The organism is Actinomadura barringtoniae, from assembly GCF_017573505.1.
In the GTDB taxonomy this organism is placed as follows: Bacteria; Actinomycetota; Actinomycetes; order Streptosporangiales; family Streptosporangiaceae; genus Spirillospora; species Spirillospora barringtoniae.
This window is the reverse complement of record NZ_JAGEOJ010000022.1, coordinates 66,773-83,821: the sequence shown is the minus strand read 5'-3', so window position 1 is coordinate 83,821 and position 17,049 is coordinate 66,773. Positions and strand designations below refer to the sequence as shown.

16 protein-coding genes are annotated in these 17,049 nt (G+C 71.5%); 7 read left to right on the top strand and 9 right to left on the bottom strand.

Going from position 1 to position 17,049, the window contains the following annotated elements; all coding sequences use genetic code 11:
- Positions 1-9: 9 nt before the first annotated feature.
- The 4 genes from J4573_RS42040 to J4573_RS42025 all read right to left on the bottom strand — a co-directional run bounded on the left by J4573_RS42040 (position 10) and on the right by J4573_RS42025 (position 2,779).
- Positions 10-669 carry a GntR family transcriptional regulator gene (locus J4573_RS42040; RefSeq protein ID WP_208261751.1) on the bottom strand — a complete coding sequence of 220 codons (660 nt, stop codon included), beginning with the start codon at positions 667-669 and terminating at the stop codon, positions 10-12.
- Entirely contained in the window at positions 653-1,399 is a 747-nt protein-coding gene (locus J4573_RS42035; protein ID WP_208261750.1) for a maleate cis-trans isomerase family protein, read from the bottom strand. The genes J4573_RS42040 and J4573_RS42035 overlap by 17 nt, the downstream gene beginning before the upstream one ends.
- Positions 1,400-1,512: 113 nt before the next feature.
- Positions 1,513-2,274, bottom strand: a complete 762-nt coding sequence (locus J4573_RS42030; RefSeq protein ID WP_243774450.1) for a maleate cis-trans isomerase family protein — start codon at positions 2,272-2,274, stop codon at positions 1,513-1,515.
- Between the two features lie 13 nt (positions 2,275-2,287).
- Entirely contained in the window at positions 2,288-2,779 is a 492-nt protein-coding gene (locus tag J4573_RS42025) for a DUF3830 family protein (protein WP_243774449.1), read from the bottom strand.
- Positions 2,780-2,912: 133 nt separating this feature from the next.
- Between J4573_RS42025 and J4573_RS42020 the strand changes: the two genes are divergently transcribed.
- Together J4573_RS42020 and J4573_RS42015 are read left to right on the top strand one after the other, a co-directional pair.
- Positions 2,913-3,890 (top strand): D-2-hydroxyacid dehydrogenase, encoded by a 978-nt coding sequence (locus J4573_RS42020; protein ID WP_208261748.1) that lies wholly within the window; start codon positions 2,913-2,915, stop codon positions 3,888-3,890.
- Complete coding sequence (locus tag J4573_RS42015; RefSeq protein ID WP_208261747.1) at positions 3,887-5,278, top strand: amidase; 1,392 nt, start codon at positions 3,887-3,889, stop codon at positions 5,276-5,278. Before J4573_RS42020 ends, J4573_RS42015 begins: the two co-directional genes overlap by 4 nt.
- Before the next feature lie 19 nt (positions 5,279-5,297).
- Here the strand turns inward: J4573_RS42015 and J4573_RS42010 are convergent, their stop codons facing one another.
- Positions 5,298-6,308 carry an alcohol dehydrogenase catalytic domain-containing protein gene (locus J4573_RS42010; RefSeq protein ID WP_208261746.1) on the bottom strand — a complete coding sequence of 337 codons (1,011 nt, stop codon included), beginning with the start codon at positions 6,306-6,308 and terminating at the stop codon, positions 5,298-5,300.
- A 95-nt stretch (positions 6,309-6,403) separates the two neighbouring features.
- Here J4573_RS42010 and J4573_RS42005 point away from each other — a divergent pair, with 95 nt between their 5' ends.
- Together J4573_RS42005 and J4573_RS42000 are read left to right on the top strand one after the other, a co-directional pair.
- Positions 6,404-7,090 carry a TetR/AcrR family transcriptional regulator gene (locus J4573_RS42005; protein WP_208261745.1) on the top strand — a complete coding sequence of 229 codons (687 nt, stop codon included), beginning with the start codon at positions 6,404-6,406 and terminating at the stop codon, positions 7,088-7,090.
- A gap of 54 nt (positions 7,091-7,144) precedes the next feature.
- Complete coding sequence (locus J4573_RS42000) at positions 7,145-7,909, top strand: hypothetical protein (protein WP_208261744.1); 765 nt, start codon at positions 7,145-7,147, stop codon at positions 7,907-7,909.
- A gap of 21 nt (positions 7,910-7,930) precedes the next feature.
- Here J4573_RS42000 and J4573_RS41995 read toward each other — a convergent pair whose 3' ends face one another.
- From J4573_RS41995 to J4573_RS41980, 4 genes are all read right to left on the bottom strand, one after another.
- Positions 7,931-8,611 (bottom strand): DUF1707 SHOCT-like domain-containing protein, encoded by a 681-nt coding sequence (locus tag J4573_RS41995; protein WP_243774448.1) that lies wholly within the window; start codon positions 8,609-8,611, stop codon positions 7,931-7,933.
- A gap of 27 nt (positions 8,612-8,638) precedes the next feature.
- Positions 8,639-10,888, bottom strand: coding sequence for an FdhF/YdeP family oxidoreductase (locus J4573_RS41990; RefSeq protein WP_208261743.1), 2,250 nt, complete (start codon positions 10,886-10,888; stop codon positions 8,639-8,641).
- Positions 10,889-10,944: 56 nt separating this feature from the next.
- On the bottom strand, positions 10,945-13,236 hold the full coding sequence (locus J4573_RS41985; protein WP_307797341.1) for an ATP-binding protein: 2,292 nt from the start codon (positions 13,234-13,236) through the stop codon (positions 10,945-10,947).
- 89 nt (positions 13,237-13,325) lie between these two features.
- A complete protein-coding gene (locus J4573_RS41980; protein ID WP_208261741.1) occupies positions 13,326-13,928 on the bottom strand; it encodes a TetR/AcrR family transcriptional regulator in 603 nt (200 codons plus the stop codon).
- A gap of 53 nt (positions 13,929-13,981) precedes the next feature.
- Here J4573_RS41980 and J4573_RS41975 point away from each other — a divergent pair, with 53 nt between their 5' ends.
- The 3 genes from J4573_RS41975 to J4573_RS41965 are packed head-to-tail and all read left to right on the top strand — an operon-like array spanning position 13,982 to position 16,959.
- The gene (locus J4573_RS41975) at positions 13,982-15,421 is read left to right on the top strand and encodes an ABC1 kinase family protein (RefSeq protein ID WP_208261740.1); all 1,440 of its coding nucleotides are present in this window, start codon (positions 13,982-13,984) and stop codon (positions 15,419-15,421) included.
- On the top strand, positions 15,408-16,478 hold the full coding sequence (locus J4573_RS41970; RefSeq protein WP_208261739.1) for a cytochrome P450: 1,071 nt from the start codon (positions 15,408-15,410) through the stop codon (positions 16,476-16,478). The genes J4573_RS41975 and J4573_RS41970 overlap by 14 nt, the downstream gene beginning before the upstream one ends.
- 4 nt (positions 16,479-16,482) lie before the next feature.
- Positions 16,483-16,959, top strand: a complete 477-nt coding sequence (locus J4573_RS41965; RefSeq protein ID WP_208261738.1) for a MarR family winged helix-turn-helix transcriptional regulator — start codon at positions 16,483-16,485, stop codon at positions 16,957-16,959.
- Positions 16,960-17,049: the final 90 nt, after the last annotated feature.

Below are 17,049 nucleotides of genomic sequence, written 5' to 3'. Positions count from 1 at the left end.
AGCCTCGTTTCAGGGGTTGCTCAACCGTTCGATCGACTCGGTCATGTGCTCCTCGATGAGGCGCAGCAGCCGTTCCTCCTCGCCGTCGGCGATCGCGTCCACGAGCCGGCGGTGCTCCTCGACCAGCTCGTCCGGCTCGGGGTAGGTGGCCTGGAGCGCGTTCAGGCACATCCGGGTCTCCACCAGCAGCGTCTGCGCCATGCGCTCCAGCCGCGGGCTGCCCGACGCGCGCACCAGCACCTCGTGGAAGGCCTGGTCGGCGTCGCTCATCTTGACCCGGTCGCGCTCGCGCGCCGCGTCCTCCAGCTCCTGCAGCGACTCGGTCAGCTGCACCACCGCCTCGCCGCGGTTGCGCTGCATGACCAGCACGCAGGCGGCCCGCTCGATGGCGAGCCTGGTCATGTAGACGTCCTCGACGTCGCTCTCGTCCAACGTGATCACGAATAGGCCGCGGTGAGGTTCACTGTGCAGCAGCCCCTCCTGCACCAAGCGTTGCATGGCCTCGCGCAGCGGCCCGCGGCTGATCCCGAGCCGCGCCGCCAGGTCGGCCTCCCCGAGCTGCGAGCCGGGCGCGAGCGACCCGTACAGGATCGCCGAGCGCAGCTCGTCGGAGACGATCTCTACTGTGGACTTGCGGGGGACTGGTTCCAGCTCACCCAATTGGCCCATTCGGGGGCCCCTCCTCGGTAGCGAACAGCGTGCCCAGGCCGGTTCGGGGACGGCCGGCGCCGGCCAGGCGCAGCCCCTCCCACACGCTCACCTGGTTGGCGGTGAGCACCGGCTTGCCCAGCCGCGCCTCGAGCTCGTCGAGCCAGGCGACGGTGTGCAGGGCGGTGTCGGGCACGAGCACGGCCTCGGCGTCAGGATGGTCGTTGGCGGCGACGAACTCCAGCACCGCGTCCCGCCCCAGCGTGCCGACCTCGGCGGCGGTGATGATGCCCTCGCAGGACAGCGACACCACCTCCACCCCGGCGTGGGCGAGGAACGCGGCGAAGCGTCCGGCGACGTCCTCGGGATAGGTCGCGGCGACCGCCACGCGGCGCAGGCCCAGGTGGCGAGCGGCGTTGACGAACGCGAACGAGGTGCTGGACGCCGGGACCCCGGCGGCCTCGCGCACCCCTTCCACCTGTTGGGCGGCACCGTCCCAGCCGAAGACGAAGCTGCCGCTCGTGCACGCCCAGACGGCGGCCTGAACGCCCGCCTCCCTGAGCGTCGCGGCGCCCTCGGCGAGCACGTCCGCGCCGCCGATGTCCAGCAGCGCGTCGACGCGATGCGCGTCCTCCCGCATGGTGGTGTGCACCACGGGAAGCCGCACGTCGTCGCCGAGCGCCTGCTCGATCGTGGGGTAGTCGTCCTCCGCGCTGAAACCCGGGTACAGGAACCCGACCGTGTGCCCCAACCTGTTCCTCCGCTCGCAAGGCGTGCAATGGCAGATTGTCAACAATCATACCAGTTGAAAAACTCCTGGTCGGAGGGGACCCGACCAGGAGCAAACGGCCCAGTCACGCGGCGCTAGGCAGCGTGGATTCCCGGCAGCTGGAGGAGCGACTGGCCCTCGCCCTCCGCCGTCCAGCCCATCGCCCGCAGCGCCGACCACATCGTGACCTGGTTGGCGGTGAGCACCGGTTTGCCCAGCATCCGTTCCAGCGGCGCGATGATGTCGTAGGTCGGCACGTTCGTGCAGCTGATGAAGACCGCCTCGGCCTCCACCCGGTCCACCTTGGCGACCGAGTCGACGATCTCGCCGTACCCGACCTTCCAGATGTGGTTGAGCAGCCCGAGCCCGACCCGCGACACCACCTCCACGCCGTGCGCGCGCAGGAAGTGCACCAGCCGGTCGGTCACGCTGTCGATATAGGGGGTCACCACGGCGATCCGCCGCGCTCCGAGGAGGCGCAGGGACTCCGCGAGGGCCCCGGACGAGGTCGTCGCGGCGGGCGCGCCGGCCCCCAGCATGGTCTGCCGGAGCTTGGCCTCGCCGGTCGCGCCCTTGATGAAGCTGCCGGACGTGCAGGCATAGGCCACCGCGAGCGGCCCGGGTGCGAGCACGTCGCGGGTCGCCTGCCGGATGATCGAGTGGTCGGAGAGCGCGGAGGCCATCTCCACGGTCACCGGCACCGGCACATACGGCAGGCGCGTCATGTAGAGCGACACGTCGTCGGGCATCCAGCGCCACAGCTCGCGGTCCAGGGCGAAGTCGAACGGTGCGACCACGCCGATGCCGGTCTGTGTGAGCAGCTCGGGTGTGACGACGAGGCCCGGGTCGATCGCCATCGCCGGGGCCCCGTTACTGCCCGAGCCGCTGGTACACCAGGCGCTCGCCGACGGCGCCGGACCTCCAAACGTCATTACAGGCTTCGGCCATCTGATCCAGCCCCTCGGTGATCGTCGCGTAGACGTTGCCGGGTACCCAGCCGACGTCCCCGTTGAGCAGCAGGTTGTTGCGACCGTAGAAGATCGCCAGGTCGATCACGCCGGGCAGCGCGTCGATGCCCTTCTCCTCCTTGAACGCCCGGTCGAGCATCCCGCCGGAGAAGTTGAAGAAGACGACGTCGCCCGGGATCGGCGTGACGGTGGGATTCTCCAGTCCGACCTCCTCTCCGAACCGTTCCACCATCGTGTAGACCTCGTTGCGGGCGTATTTGGCGTGGTAGGCGTCGCCCCCGAGGGGTAGCGCCTGCCAGACCGCCTCACACGTACGAGGTGCGTCCTTGTCGAGCAGTTCCGCGACGCAGGAGACGCCCCGGCGCTCCAACGTGATGCTGATCTTCCTTGGCATACCCGCCCTGGCCATAGTCGGAGTGCTTGCTCTGATTGTTGACAATCCTACGAACCGTTCATAGCGTGTCAATGCCCTCGCAGTTGCAGTCCTGTTAACTCCTTGACCAGCGTCGATACGGAGATCCGCGAGCATGGAATCAGTGGTGGTGCTGCAGGGTGCGGACGCTCCGCCCGGAATGGCCGCGGTGGAACGCCTCGCCAAGGTCACCTACGTCCGCGAGGCGGACCTGGCCGGGGCGCTGCAGGACGCGGACGCGCTGTTCATGTGGGACTTCTGGTCCGACGCGCTGGCCTCCGCGTGGCCCCGCGAGGGCGGCCCGAGCTGGGTCCACATCGCCAGCGCCGGGGTCGACCGGCTGCTGTTCCCCCGGCTGGTGGAGGGTGACACGATCGTCACCAACTCGCGAGGGATCTTCGACGAGCCGATCGCCGAATACGTGCTGGCGCTCGTTCTCTGTTTTGCCAAGGATCTGCACACGACCATCGGGCTGCAGCACCGCCGCGAGTGGCGCCATCGCGAGACCGAACGCTCCGACGGCAAGAGCGCACTGGTCGTCGGCACCGGCCCGATCGGCCGCGCCATCGGCCGCCGCCTCACCGCAGGCGGCCTGCGCGTCACCGGCATGGGCCGTACGGCACGGGCGAGCGATCCCGACCTCGGCACGGTCCTGCCGATGGAGGCCCTGCACGAGGCCCTGGGGAGCAATGACTACGTCGTCCTGGCCGCCCCGCTCACCGACGTCACCCGGGGCATGATCGACGCGGCGGCGCTGGCGCGCATGCGCCCCGGTGCGCGGCTCATCAACGTCGGGCGCGGCCAGCTGGTGATCGAGGACGACCTGATCGAGGCGCTGCGCGCGAACGTGATCGCGGGCGCCGCGCTCGACGTGTTCGCCACCGAACCGCTCGCCGGGTCCTCGCCGCTGTGGGAGCTGCCGAACGTCATCGTGTCGCCGCACATGTCGGGCGACACCATCGGCTGGCGCCAGGAGCTCGTGGACCTGTTCGCCGACAACCTCGGCCGCCGCCGCGAGGGCCTGCCGCTCCGCAACGTCGTGGACAAGCGCCTCGGCTACGTCCCCCACCAGCCGCTCGAGGAGCAGACATGAGCGACCCGACCGAGCTCACCGCGACCGAACTGCTGGACGCCTACAGAGCCGGGCGGCTGTCGCCGGTCGAGGCGACCGAGGCCGTGCTGGCCCGGATCGAGGCCGTCGATCCCCAGCTCAACGCGTTCTGCCTCCTCACCGCCGACGACGCACTGGAGCAGGCCGAGGCCTCGGCGGAACGCTGGCGACGCGGTGAGCCGGAGGGCGATCTCGACGGCGTTCCGATCTCCATCAAGGACATCCTGCTGACGCGCGGGCACCCGACCCGGCGCGGCTCGACCACGATCGGCGCGGAGGGCCCCTGGCCGGACGACTCGCCCTCGGTGGCGCGGCTGCGCGAGGCCGGCGCGGTGATGGTCGGCAAGACCACCACGCCCGAGTTCGCGTGGAAGGGCGTGACCGACGGCCCGCTCACCGGGATCACCCGCAACCCCTGGGACACCTCCCGCACGCCCGGCGGATCCAGCGGCGGCGCCGCGGCGGCCGTCGCGGCCGGGATGGCGCCCCTCGCAGTCGGCACCGACGGCGGGGGATCGGTGCGCATCCCGGCGTCGTTCACCGGGACCTTCACCATCAAGCCGACCTATGGCCGGCTGCCGCACTGGCCCGCCAGCCCGTTCGGCACGCTCGCCCACGTCGGCCCGATGACCTGGAGCGTCGCCGACGCCGCGCTGATGATGGACGTGATGGCGCGGCCCGACGCGCGCGACTGGTCGGCGATGCCGACGCCGGACGGCACGCACGCGGGGATCGCCGACCTCGCCGGGCTGCGCGTCGCCTACAGCCCGACGCTCGGGTTCGCCTCGGTCGATCCCGAGGTGTCCTCGCTCGTCACCGTCGCCGCCGGGGTCTTCGCCGAGCTCGGCGCCAGGGTGGACCAGGTCGATCCCGGCTTCGGCGACCCGGTCGAGGACTTCGAGACGCTGTGGTTCGCGGGCGTCGCCAAGGTGCTGGAACACCTTCCGGAGGAGCGCCGCGCCGACCTGGACCCCGGGCTGCGCGAGATCGCCGAGCAGGGCGCGCGCTATTCGGCGGTCGACTACCTCACCGCGACGGCCCGCCGGATGGAGCTCGGCCAGATCATGGGCGCCTTCCACCAGGAGTACGACCTGCTGCTCACCCCGACGATGCCGATCCCCGCGTTCGAGGCGGGCCGCGAGACCCCGGGGGACCGGCCGAACGCGCGGTGGACGAGCTGGACGCCGTTCACCTACCCGTTCAACATGACCCAGCAGCCCGCCGCGAGCGTGCCGTGCGGCTTCACCGCGGCGGGCCTGCCGGTCGGCCTCCAGGTGGTCGGGGCCCGGCACGCCGACGGCCTGGTCATGCGGGCCTGCGCGGCGTTCGAGCAGGCCCGCCCCTGGCGCGACCGCCGGCCGCCGATCTAGTACGCGATCCAGGCCCGGCCTAGAACCGGATGACGGACCGGCCGCGCGCCGTCCCGGCCTCCATGGCGGCCAGGATGTCGGGGGAGTCGTCGAGCGTGACCGGGGTGACGTCGGGGACGATGCCGTGCGCGGCGGCGAACGCGAGCGTGTCGCGCATGTCGTGCGGCGAGCCCGACGGCATGCCCATCACGCGCTTGCGGCCCATGACCAGGCCCTGCACGTTCGCCGAGAGCGGCTCGGGGCTGTAGCCGAGGAACAGCAGCGTCCCGTCGGGGCGCAGCCCGTCGAACGCGGCCTGCCCGGCCGCAGTGCTCGGCGCGGTGTTCATCAGCAGGTCGGCGCCGCCGTCCCAGGCCTGCAGGGCCTTGGCCGGGTCGCCCTCCTCGGTCGCGATGAACGTCTCGGCCCCGAGGCGGCGCATCTCGTCCTCGGCGCGGCGCGACCGCGACACGACGGCGACGCGCGCGCCGATCGCGGCGGCGAAACGGACGGCCATCGTGCCGACGCCGCCGGTGCCGAGCACGGCGACCTTCGAACCGGCCACCGCGCCGCCGTGCCGCAGCCCGTTGAACGCGGTGATGCCCGCGCACATCAGCGGGGCGGCCGCGACCGGGTCGATCCCGGCCGGGATCGGCGTCACGTAACCCGCGCGGGCGACGTAGTACTCGGCGTAGCCGCCGTCGATGCTGATCCCGGTGATGTTCTTGGCGCCGGTGCACAGGATCTGGTCGCCGCGCACGCAGTAGTCGCAGTGGCCGCACGAGGAGTACAGGAACTGCGACCCGACGGGCGTGCCGACCTCGGGCCAGTCGACGCCCTCGCCGAGCGCGGCGACCACGCCACTGACCTCGTGCCCGGGCACGACCGGGAAACGGGCGAACGGGTAGTGGCCGTGGACCTGGTTGACCTCCGAGAAGCACATCCCGCAGGCGACCATCTTGATCAGGATCTCGCCGGGGCCCGGCTCCGGGACGTCGCGCTCGACGATCTCCAGGCGGGTGTCGGGGGCCTTCAGAACTGCGGCGCGCATGCTGCCTCCCTGGCGTATAGCGCTGCTCTAGTAGTTGTTGTAGCTACGGTACGACTCTATAGCGATGTTGGCAAACGTTATGTAGCATTGTTTTCATGAGTGAGGTCAAAGATGCGGACACCCGGGAACGGATCCTGGACGCGGCCGCCCGGCTGCTGAGCGAGTCGGGGACCGAGGCCGTCTCCACCCGCGCCGTCTGCACCGCCGCCAGGGTCGGCGCACCCACGCTCTACCACCACTTCGGCGACAAGCAGGGGCTGTTCGACGCCGTCGCCGCCCGCGCGTTCGAGGAGTACCTGGTCGCCAAGCGCTCGCAGGCCAGTACCGGCGACCCGGTGGAGGACCTGCGGCGCGGCTGGGACCTGCACGCCGAGTTCGGCCGCACCCACCCGGCCTTCTACACGCTGATGTACGGCAAGGACCACAGGTCGCGCGCGGCCCTGGAGTCCCTGGACATCCTCACCGGCCTGGTGGAACGGGTCGCGCGCGCCGGACGGCTGCGGGTGCCCGTGCCGATGGCCGTACGCATGATCAGCGCGGCCGGCGTCGGCGCCACGCTCGCGATGATCTCCGAGCCGGAGGGCGGCCTGGAGTTGTCCCAGCGGACCCGCGAGGCCATCCTGGCCGCGATCACCGGCGAGCGGCCGGACGGCGGCGAGGCGCCGCTGGCCGCCCAGGCGCTGGCCCTGCGCGCCGCGCTGGAGGCCGACCGGCCCGAGGCGCTGACCGCCACGGAGGCCGCGCTGCTGGGGGAGTGGCTCGAACGGCTCGCCGCCCGGTAATCTCCCGATCAAGCACTTGCTTGCTCGTGACCGGTCCGCACCCCGGGAGAGTTCATGCGCCGCGGCGTCCACCTGCTCGAAGAGGTCGAATTCCACCCGATGAACTCGCGCCGGCCGCTGGAGTACCTGCGCTGGCTGACCGACTACAAGCGGGCGGACGACGCGCGGGCGGCGGGCGAGCACGAGCTCACCGAGGGCATGTCGATCAGGTCGCGGGAGATCGACCTCGTCGGGGCGTTCTACGCCGTCGGCATCACCGGGCACCCGCAGTTCAAGGTGGTCACGCTGTGGGACTGCCACGGCGGCTGGGACGGCGGCTGGCGCCAGATGCTGGAGATCTACGACGACGTCAAGGCCAACCTGTTCCTGTCCGACATCGACGACCTGCGGTTCGGCGCCTACTCCCGGCCGCTCGGCTCCGCGCCCGGCGCCCCGCTGCTCGCCGACCTGGTCGCCGAGGGCTACGCCGCGCCGCTCTACCTCTTCGAGAGCGCCGAGGTCCGCCCCGGAGCCGCGCTGGACTACCTGGCGGCCGTACGGGAGGAACGCGCGCCGATGATGGCCGACCACAGGCACCGGCTGGTCGGCTCGTACGAGGTCCAGTTCTGCGACACCGAGGTCGTCACGCTGTGGGGGACCGACATCGACGCACATCTGGCCGTGCAGCGCGCCCGCGACGCGGCGCTCGGCCTGGACGACGAGGCCGACCCCGACCACCGGCTGCTGTCGTGGCGCAAGCGCGCCCGTGACTTCCTGTCCGGCCCGTGGCGCGAGACCCTGCTCAGCCCCTACCCCGGCTCCAAACTCGCGCCCCGCTAGGCGTCGAGGCGGGGCTGCCCGCTAGGCGTCGAGCTCGCCCTGCTCCTTCTCCTGCTTCTTCAGCTCCTTGCGGCGGCGCCGCTCCTCCCGGCGCTCCTTGCGCCTGACGTTGACGCCGCCCCAGAACGTGAAGCCCGACACGACCACACGCGGCGAGCCGGGCACGCCGGGTCCGCTCGCCTTGTGGTCGAACCCGCCCATGATCCCCAGTCCGTTGACGTGCACCGACATGTCGTCGGGCACGATGACGTCGATGCCGCCCATCACGGCGAACAGCCGGATGTGGACCTCCTCGTCGGCGAACCGCGCGTCGCGCAGGTCGATCTTGCCGCCGCCCCAGAACGCGAACCCGGTGAAGGTGCGCGGGACGTTCCACACGCCGACCCGCTCGAACCCGCTCATGATCCCGACGCCGCCGCTCCACGAGGGAGCGCCGTCCACGTACGGGCCGAACGCGCGGTCGAGCGACCCGGCCGGGTGCGCGATCGGCGCGCCGCCGGTCGGCACCGGCAGGTCGCGGGTGATCGGCTCCAGCTCGGCGTAGGTCTTGGCGGCGTACACCGCGCTGAGGCGCTCGTCGAGCTCGTCCATGTCGAGCCGGCCCTCGGCCGCGGCCTCGCGGAGGACGAGGGCGACCCGGTCGCGGTCGGCGTCGGAGGCCCGCATCTCCGGCGGCTGGTCCGGCCGGTCGGGGAGGTTCATGGCCTTGAGCCTAGACCCGTTCCCGCCCTAAACCCGTTCCAACCGGACCACGATCGACTTCGACGTCGGTGTGTTGCTGATCTCCGCTGTGCTGTCGAGCGGCACCAGGACGTTGGTCTCGGGGAAGTAGGCGGCGGCGCAGCCGCGGGCCGTCGAGTAGGACACGATCCGGAACTCGGGGGCGCGGCGTTCGGCGCCGTCGGACCACTCCGAGACCAGGTCGACCATTTCGCCGTCCGCCAGCCCCAGCTCCGTCAGATCGTCGGGGTTGACGAACACCACGCGGCGCCCGGCCTTGATGCCCCGGTAGCGGTCGTCGAGGCCGTAGATCGTGGTGTTGTACTGGTCGTGGCTGCGCACGGTCTGCAGCAACAGCCGCCCCTCCGGGACGCGCAGGATCTCCAGCTCGTTCACCGTGAGGTTGGCCTTGCCGGTCGCCGTCGGGAACCGCCGCTCGTCGCGCGGCGCGTGCGGAAGCGTGAAGCCCTCATCGACCCGGCCGTTGTAGTCCTCGAACCCCGGCACCACCCGCGACACATGATCACGGATGACGCCGTAGTCGCGTTCCATCGCCGTCCACGGGGCGTCGGCCTCCAGCACGGACCGTGCGAGGCGGCAGACGATCGACACCTCCGACAGCAGCTCCGGCGAGGCGGGGGCCAGGCGTCCGCGCGAGGCGTGCACCCGTCCCATCGAGTCCTCGACCGACACGAACTGCGGCCCGCCCGCCTGATCGTCGCGTTCGGTACGGCCGAGCGTCGGCAGGATCAGCGCCTGCTCGCCGGTGACCGCGTGCGAACGGTTGAGCTTGGTCGACACCTGCGCGGTCAGGCGGCACGAACGCATCGCCGCCTCGGTCACCGCCGAGTCCGGGGTCGCGCGGACGAAGTTGCCGCCCATGCCGAGGAAGACCTTGGCCGTGCCGTCGCGCATCGCGCGGATCGCGTTCACGGTGTCCAGGCCGTGCTCGCGCGGCGGCTCGAAGTCGAACTCCTTGGCCAGCGCGTCCAGGAACGCGGGCGCGGGCTTCTCGTAGATGCCCATCGTCCGGTCGCCCTGCACGTTGGAGTGGCCGCGCACCGGGCAGACGCCCGCGCCTGGCCGCCCGATGTTGCCGCGCAGCAGCAGGAAGTTGACGATCTCGCGGATGGTCGGCACGGAGTTGCGGTGCTGGGTGAGGCCCATCGCCCAGCAGACCACGATCCGCTTGGCGCCGAGCACGTCGCCGAGCGTCGCGGCGATCTCGCCCCGGGTCAGGCCGGTCGCCTCCAGGACCTCGTCCCAGTCCAGCGCGCGCACGTGCCGCTCGAACGCCTCGAACCCGGCGGTGTGCTCGTCTAGGAAGTCGCGGTCGAGCGCGTCCGGCGCGTCCGACTCCAGCAGCAGCCGGTTGAGCGCCTGGAACAGCGCGAGGTCGCCGTTCAGCCGGATCTGCAGGAACCGGTCGGCGAGGCCGGTGCCGCGCCCGACCAGCCCGGCCGGGGTCTGCGGGTTCTTGAAGCGCATCAGCCCGGCCTCGGGCAGCGGGTTGACCGCGACGATCCGCGCGCCGGCCTTCTTGGCCTTCTCCAGCGCCGACAGCATCCGCGGGTGGTTGGTGCCCGGGTTCTGCCCGACGATGAAGATCAGGTCGGCCTGGTGGACGTCCTCCAGCAGCACCGAGCCCTTGCCGATCCCGATCGTCTCGTTCAGCGCCGAGCCCGAGGACTCGTGGCACATGTTGCTGCAGTCGGGCAGGTTGTTGGTGCCGAACGTGCGCGCGAACAGCTGGTAGGCGAACGCGGCCTCGTTGCTGGTACGGCCGGAGGTGTAGAAGAGCGCCTCGTCGGGGGAGCCGAGGCCGCGCAGCTCCTCGGCCAGCAGCCCGAACGCCTCGTCCCACGAGACCGGCTCGTAGTGCTCTGAGCCGCGCCGCTTGATCATCGGCTCGGTGAGGCGGCCCTGCTTCCCGAGCCAGTGGTCGGTACGCTCGGCCAGCTCGTCGACCGTGTGCCGGGCGAAGAACTCCCGGGTGACCCGGTCGGTGGTCGCCTCCTCGGCGACCGCCTTGGCGCCGTTCTCGCAGAACTCGGCGATGTGCCGCTTGTCGTCGGCCTCAGGCCAGGCGCAGCCGGGGCAGTCGAACCCCTTCTTCTGGTTGACCCTCAGCAGGGTCAGCGCGGTCCGCCGCACGCCCATCTGGTCGTACGACTGGCGCAGCGCGTGCGTGATCCCGGGAATCCCCGCCGCGCTGTCCTTGGGTGCCGAGACCTTCAGGTGGTCGTCTTCGCTGCTCACCGCGCGCCCGTCTACCGTGCGCCCATCGTCCGTACTCACCCTTCCACTGTCGCACGTCAGTCGCGGGACCTGCGCTCCGCCCACACGGCGACCTGGGCCCGGGAAGCGAATCCGAGCTTGGCGAGGATGTGCTCGACATGGGAGTCGGCGGTGCGCTTGGCGATCACCAGCCGGTCGGCGATCTCCCGGTTGGTGAGGCCCTCGGCGACCAGCCCGGCCACCTCCAGCTCGCGCCTGGTGAGCGGCCCGACGTCGGGCGCCGGAGCCTCTGGGGCCGCCTCCTGGGCCAGCTCGGGGCCGTCCATGCCGCGCGCCAGCGCCAGCGTCTCGTCCGTGGTGAGCCGGGCGCCGCGGGCCTTGGCGGCCGCGAAGGTGTCGGCGGGCAGGGCCTGCTCGGCGACGGTCTCGGCCGCCACCCGGATCGCGAGGTAGGACGGCCCGAGCTGCGTGGGCGCGCCGATCGCGTGCCACATGACCTCGGCGTTGCCCGACAGCATCGCGGCCCGCTCGAAGTCGCCGTCGCTCACCGCGCACGCGGCGAGCAGGTCGACGCAGAGCGCGATGCCGTAGAGGTCGCCGAACTCCTCCTTGATGCCCAGCGACTCGATCGCGTCCGGCACCGCCTGGTCGGCCTCGCCCAGCAGCCAGTGCGCCGCGGCCCGCACGAAGATCGCGAACGAGACGTTCCACAGGTCGCCCTGCTCCCGCGAGATCTCCAGGGCCCGTTCGCACAGCGGCATGGCCAGCTGGGGCTCGCCCTTGAAGCAGTGCACGGCGCCGAGCAGGTGGTAGTTGGCGATCGTGATCGGGTGCAGGTAGCCGACCTCGTCGAACACCGAACGGGCCTGCTCCATCAGCTTCTGGGCCTCGTCGAGGTTCTCCTCCTGGAGCCGCATCCACCCGGTGCACATGGCGAGGAGCCCGGGGAGCAGCGGGTCGTCGAGCGTCTCCACCAGCGCGGAGCCCTCGTCCAGGAGCGGGCGCGCGGGATCCAGGTCGCCCTGGAGCACGGCGAACATGCAGGCGGCGCCCAGGTTCCAGAGGCGGTCGGCGCTCGGCCGGCCGTTGGCCGCCAGAGACTTGGCGTACCAGTGCCGCGCCTCCCCGAACAGGCCGAGGACCAGCCAGTACTGGAAGAGGGACACGAGCAGTGCCATGCCCTCGGGCGCGGTGGCGGGGGAGGACAGCAGCTCTTCGAGCGCGACCCGGAGGTTGTCATGCTCGTCGTTCAGGGCGCGCAGCAGCGGGATCTGCCGGTCGCCGGCGGCCGTGCGCATGGTCTGCTCGGCCAGCTCGCGATAGTGGACGGCGTGACGGCGGCGCAGCTCGCAGGCCCGCTCGTCGAGGGTGTCCAGGCGTTCGGCGCCGAAGTCGCGGATCGTGTCGAGCATCCGGTAGCGGCCGCGCCCCGGGTCGCACAGCACGATCGACTTCTCCACCAGCCTGCCGAGCACGTCCAGCAGGTCGTAGGCGGGCAGTTCGTCGTCGGCGCACACCCGTTCGGCGGCGGTCAGGTCGAACGTGCCGGGGAAGACCGACAGCCGCGCCCACAGCAGCCGCTCACCCTCGTCGCACAGGTCGTGGCTCCACTCGACGGTGGCGCGCAGTGTCCGATGCCGGTCACGGCCCGAGCGCGCGGTGCCGAGCAGCCGGAAGCGGTCGCCGAGCCGTTCGTCGATCTGCTCGACCGACATCACCCGCAGCCGCACCGCCGCCAGCTCGATCGCCAGCGGCAGCCCGTCCAGCCGCCGGCACAGCCTGGCCACCGCCGCGCGGTTGGCGTCGCTCAGCTCGAAGCCCGGCGCCATCGCGACCGCGCGGTCGGTGAACAGTGCGACCGAGTCGCAGTCCTCGCCCTCGGTCTCCAGCGGCGCCACCCGGAACACGTGCTCGCCCATGACGTCCAGGGACTCGCGCGAGGTCGCCAGGATGCGCAGCCGCGGCGCCGCGCGCAGCAGCACCTCGGCCAGCAGCGCGCACGCGTCCACCAGATGCTCGCAGGTGTCCAGCACCAGCAGCAGCTCGCAGTCGGCCATCCGGTCGGCGAGCACGTCCACCGGATCGCCCGCCTCCTGGTCGGGGATCCGCAGCGCCTCGGCCACCGTCCTGGCGAGCAGCTCGGGCCTGCGCAGCGCCGAGAGCTCCACGAAACAGGCGCCGTCGGCGTAGCGGTCGCGCAGGGCCGAGGCCGCGCGCAGCGCGAGCCTGCTCTTGCCCACGCCACCGAGTCCGCACAGCGTCACCAGCCGCGAGCGGCCGAACGCCGCCTCGATGTCGGCCAGCTCGCGCTGGCGCCCGATGAACCTGGTCATCTCGGCCGGGAGCGTCGTCCCGGCCCGTCGTTCCACTGCAGGAATCGTCACCGCTGCCTCGGCCGTCGCGTCGGGGGTCGAGAGCATCGTACGTCGCCAGCCGCATTCGGTCGATTACCCCGGGTCTACTTCGCACAGAGCATGCCGTGCATCATTTCGACCCACGTCGCCACGAACGTCTCGTCGTCCACGCCCGCCGCGGTCACCCGCAGGACGCTCGGCAGGATGCGGAACGACATCAGCGCGCCGAGGCCGACCGAGGCCACCGCCTCGGCGCGTTCCTCCGACACCCCGGCGCTCTCGCGCAGCCACCCGGTGAACTCGCCGTAGGTCGTGTTGACCAGCTGCTCGACCGCCGCCTCGACGATCTCGGGGCGGCTGCGCGCCTCGGAGACCATGATCCGCAGCAGCTCCTCCTCGCCCTCCAGTTCGGCCAGGATGTAGCGGGCCGTCATGGTCAGCTCGGCGTGCAGGTCGCCCAGGCCGCCGAGCAGCCGGCGGATGTCGCGCAGCGCGTCCAGCCTGGACAGATGCCGCTCGATGCCCGCGCGGAGGACGGCCTCCTTCGTGCGGAAGTGGTGGTACATGCCGCCCGCGCCGGGGGTGAGGCCGGCGGCCTTCTCGATCTGGGCGACGCTCGTTCCGCGGTAGCCGTTCTCGCCGAACAGCCGCATGGCAGCGTCGATGATCCGCTCGCGGGTCGGAGTGGGCGGGGTTGACGTCGTCATGCTCCTAAGTAAACACTTAGGCCAAGCCAGTGTCTACTGACGGGGACTCGCTGATGACTGAACAGCAGAGGCCGCACGTCGTTCCGGGCGGGCGGATCAAGCGGGCCGCTCCCCTGCTCGGGGTGGCGAGCCGGACGGCGGGAGAGGCGGTCGTCGCGTCGATGCGGCGGCGCAGGACCGGGGAGCGCGCGGGCAAGGACCAGGACTTCCACCAGCGGGCCGCCGCGCGGTACGCACAGCAGCTCGGACGCTCCAAGGGCGTGCTGATGAAGGCGGGTCAGCTGCTGTCCTTCGTCTCGTTCGCGCCGGCGACGGACGACCAGAACCAGCGCATCTACCAGGCCGCGCTGGCGCGGCTGCAGGACGACGCCCCGCCGATGCCGTACGAGGTCGCGCGCGGGATGGTCATGGCGGAGCTGGGGGCGCCGCCCGAGGAGCTGTTCGCCGAGTTCGGCCGCGAGCCGCTCGCCGCCGCCTCCATCGGCCAGGTGCACGCGGCGACGACCCACGACGGGCGGCGGGTCGCGGTCAAGGTCCAGTACCCCGGCGTCGAGCAGGCGATCCGCGCCGACCTGCAGAACGCCGAGCTGCTCGCCACGTTCTTCAAGCTGATCCGGCCGATGGCGCCCGAGATGACCCGGATGGACGTGCGCGCGCTCGCCCGCGAGGTCAGCGACCGGATCGGCGAGGAGATCGACTACCGCGCCGAGGCCAAGAACCAGTCCGAGTTCGCGGGGGCCTACCGGGGGCATCCGCTGATCCGCGTCCCGGAGGTCGTTCCGGAGCTGAGCACCGGCCGGGTGTTCACCACCGAGCTGTCGGACGGCATGCGCTGGTCGAAGGCGCTGGAGGCCGGCCAGGACCTGCGCGACCGATGGGGCGAGGTGATCTACCGCTTCTCGATCGGCAGCCTGCGCAGGCTCGGGCTCTTCAACGCCGACCCGCACCCGGGGAACTACCTCTTCCACCCCGACGGGTCGGTGACGTTCCTGGACTTCGGCTGCACCAAGCACTTCAGCGTCGAGCAGCGAACGCACATCTCCAGGTTCGTCACAGCGGCGGTGGACGGGGACGCGGAGGAGGTCTTCGCGGGCATGCGGGACGCCGGCTTCGTCGAAGAGGGCGCCGGTGACCTGCCCACCCCCACCGAGCTCCTGGCCTGGTTCCAGATCGGCCTGCGCCCGCTCGTCTCCGCGCAGCCCTTCACCTACACGCGCGAGTTCGCGGCCGAGGCCGTACGGCTGGGCTTCTCGCCGACGGGCCCGCACGGCGAGACCATCCGGCGGCTCACCATGAACCCCGACTACCTGTTCCTCACCCGCATCGACCTGGGCATGACCGCGGTCCTGGGCGAGCTGGGCTCCACCGGCCCCTGGCGGGCGATCGCCGACGAATGGGACCGCGGCGGCCCGCCCGCCACACCGTTCGGCGAACTCGACCAAGCCTTCTGGGAGGACCGGCATTTCTGGGAGGACCGGCATGCCCATCACTGAGGAGATCGTCGAGGTCACCGGCTACGAGGAGGCGGCGCAGGTCCTGCGCGGCGAGGGCTGGAGCAGCGCCGGCGGCGAGGCCTCGGCGTTCCTGCCGCCGAACGTGCTGCTGTTCATGGATCCGCCCGACCACACCCGGCTGCGGCGGCTGATCTCGCCCGCGTTCACCCCGCGGTCGATCGAACGGCTCCGGCCGCGCGTCGAGGCGGTGGCGGGCGCGGTGCTGGACGGCCTCTTCGAGGAGAGCGGCGAGGCGGATCTGCTCGCCGACCTCGGCTATGTGATGCCGCTCGCCGTGATCGCCGAGCTGCTGGACGTCGGGATCGAGGGCGCGGAGATCTTCGGCGAGGAGACCCCGGCGCTGGTGCGGATGCTGGAGGTCGATCCGAGCCCGGAGGACATCGAGCAGAGCATGGCCGCCGCCAACGAGCTGATGATGTTCCTGGTGCCGATCCTGACCGAGCGGCGGGAGCACCCGGGCGACGACTTCATCAGCTTCCTGCTGCGCGCGGAGGAGCTCACCATCGACGAGGTGCTGTCGACCTGCATGCTCCTGCTCGCGGCCGGCCATGAGACGACGGCCAACATCATCGGCAACGGCGCCCTGGCGCTGCTGCGCGATCCCGCCCAGATCCCGCACCTGCACGCCGACCCGGCGCGGGCCGTCGAGGAGCTGCTGCGGATGGAGTCGCCCGTGCGGTTCGCCGGCCGGGTCGCGACGATGGACCACGACCTCGGCGGCCAGAAGATCGCGGCCGGCACCCCCGTGCTCGTCCGGATCGACGCCGCCAACCGCGACCCGCGGCGCTTCCCCGATCCCGAGCGGCTCGATCTGTCCCGCGAACCCGTTCCCAACCTGGCGTTCGGCGCCGGTCACCACTACTGCCTGGGCGCCGCGCTCGCGCGTCTGGAGGCGAACGTCACGCTCCCGCGTCTCTTCCAGCGCTTCCCGGAGTTGTCGCTGGTGAACGACGAGCCGCGGTGGCGCGAGTCCACCACGTTCCACGGTTTGACAGAGCTCCCGGTGCGAGCCGCGCGGGGGATCATGGTTAGCTAGGCGCATGGCGGACGCGGGCAAAACGACGGCCGGTATCGACACCCCACCGGAACTCCTGGCCGCACCCGGCTACGTGGCCAGACGGCTCTACCAGTCGTACGTGGCGCTCTGGGCGCGCGCGGTCGACCCGGTCCTCACCGGCCCGCAGTTCGCCGTGCTGACCGCGGTCCGCGCCTACCCCGGCGTGGACCAGGGATCGCTGGCGGCCTCGGTGGCGCTCGACCGTTCGACCATGGCCGACGTCGTGCGCCGCATGGAGGACAACGGCCTGATCTCGCGGGAGACCGCGATGCACGACGGCCGCCGCAAGCTCCTCTACCTGACCGACGAGGGGCGGCGCCGGCTCGACGAGGTCGAGCGCCGCACCCGCAGCCTGGACCAGGATCTGATGCGCGGATTCTCGGCCGCCGACCGGGAGCGCTGGCTGCGCGAGATGACCGCTCTCGCAGGTCATTGGGAGGGTTTGCTGGGCGACGCCTAGCCGCCCCGGGAGCCCCATTCGTTACGACGAGTTAACCGCAGGGTCTTGCTTTTCCCAGATCGTCCGTGTTCGGATTAGTTTCGTCCGAAC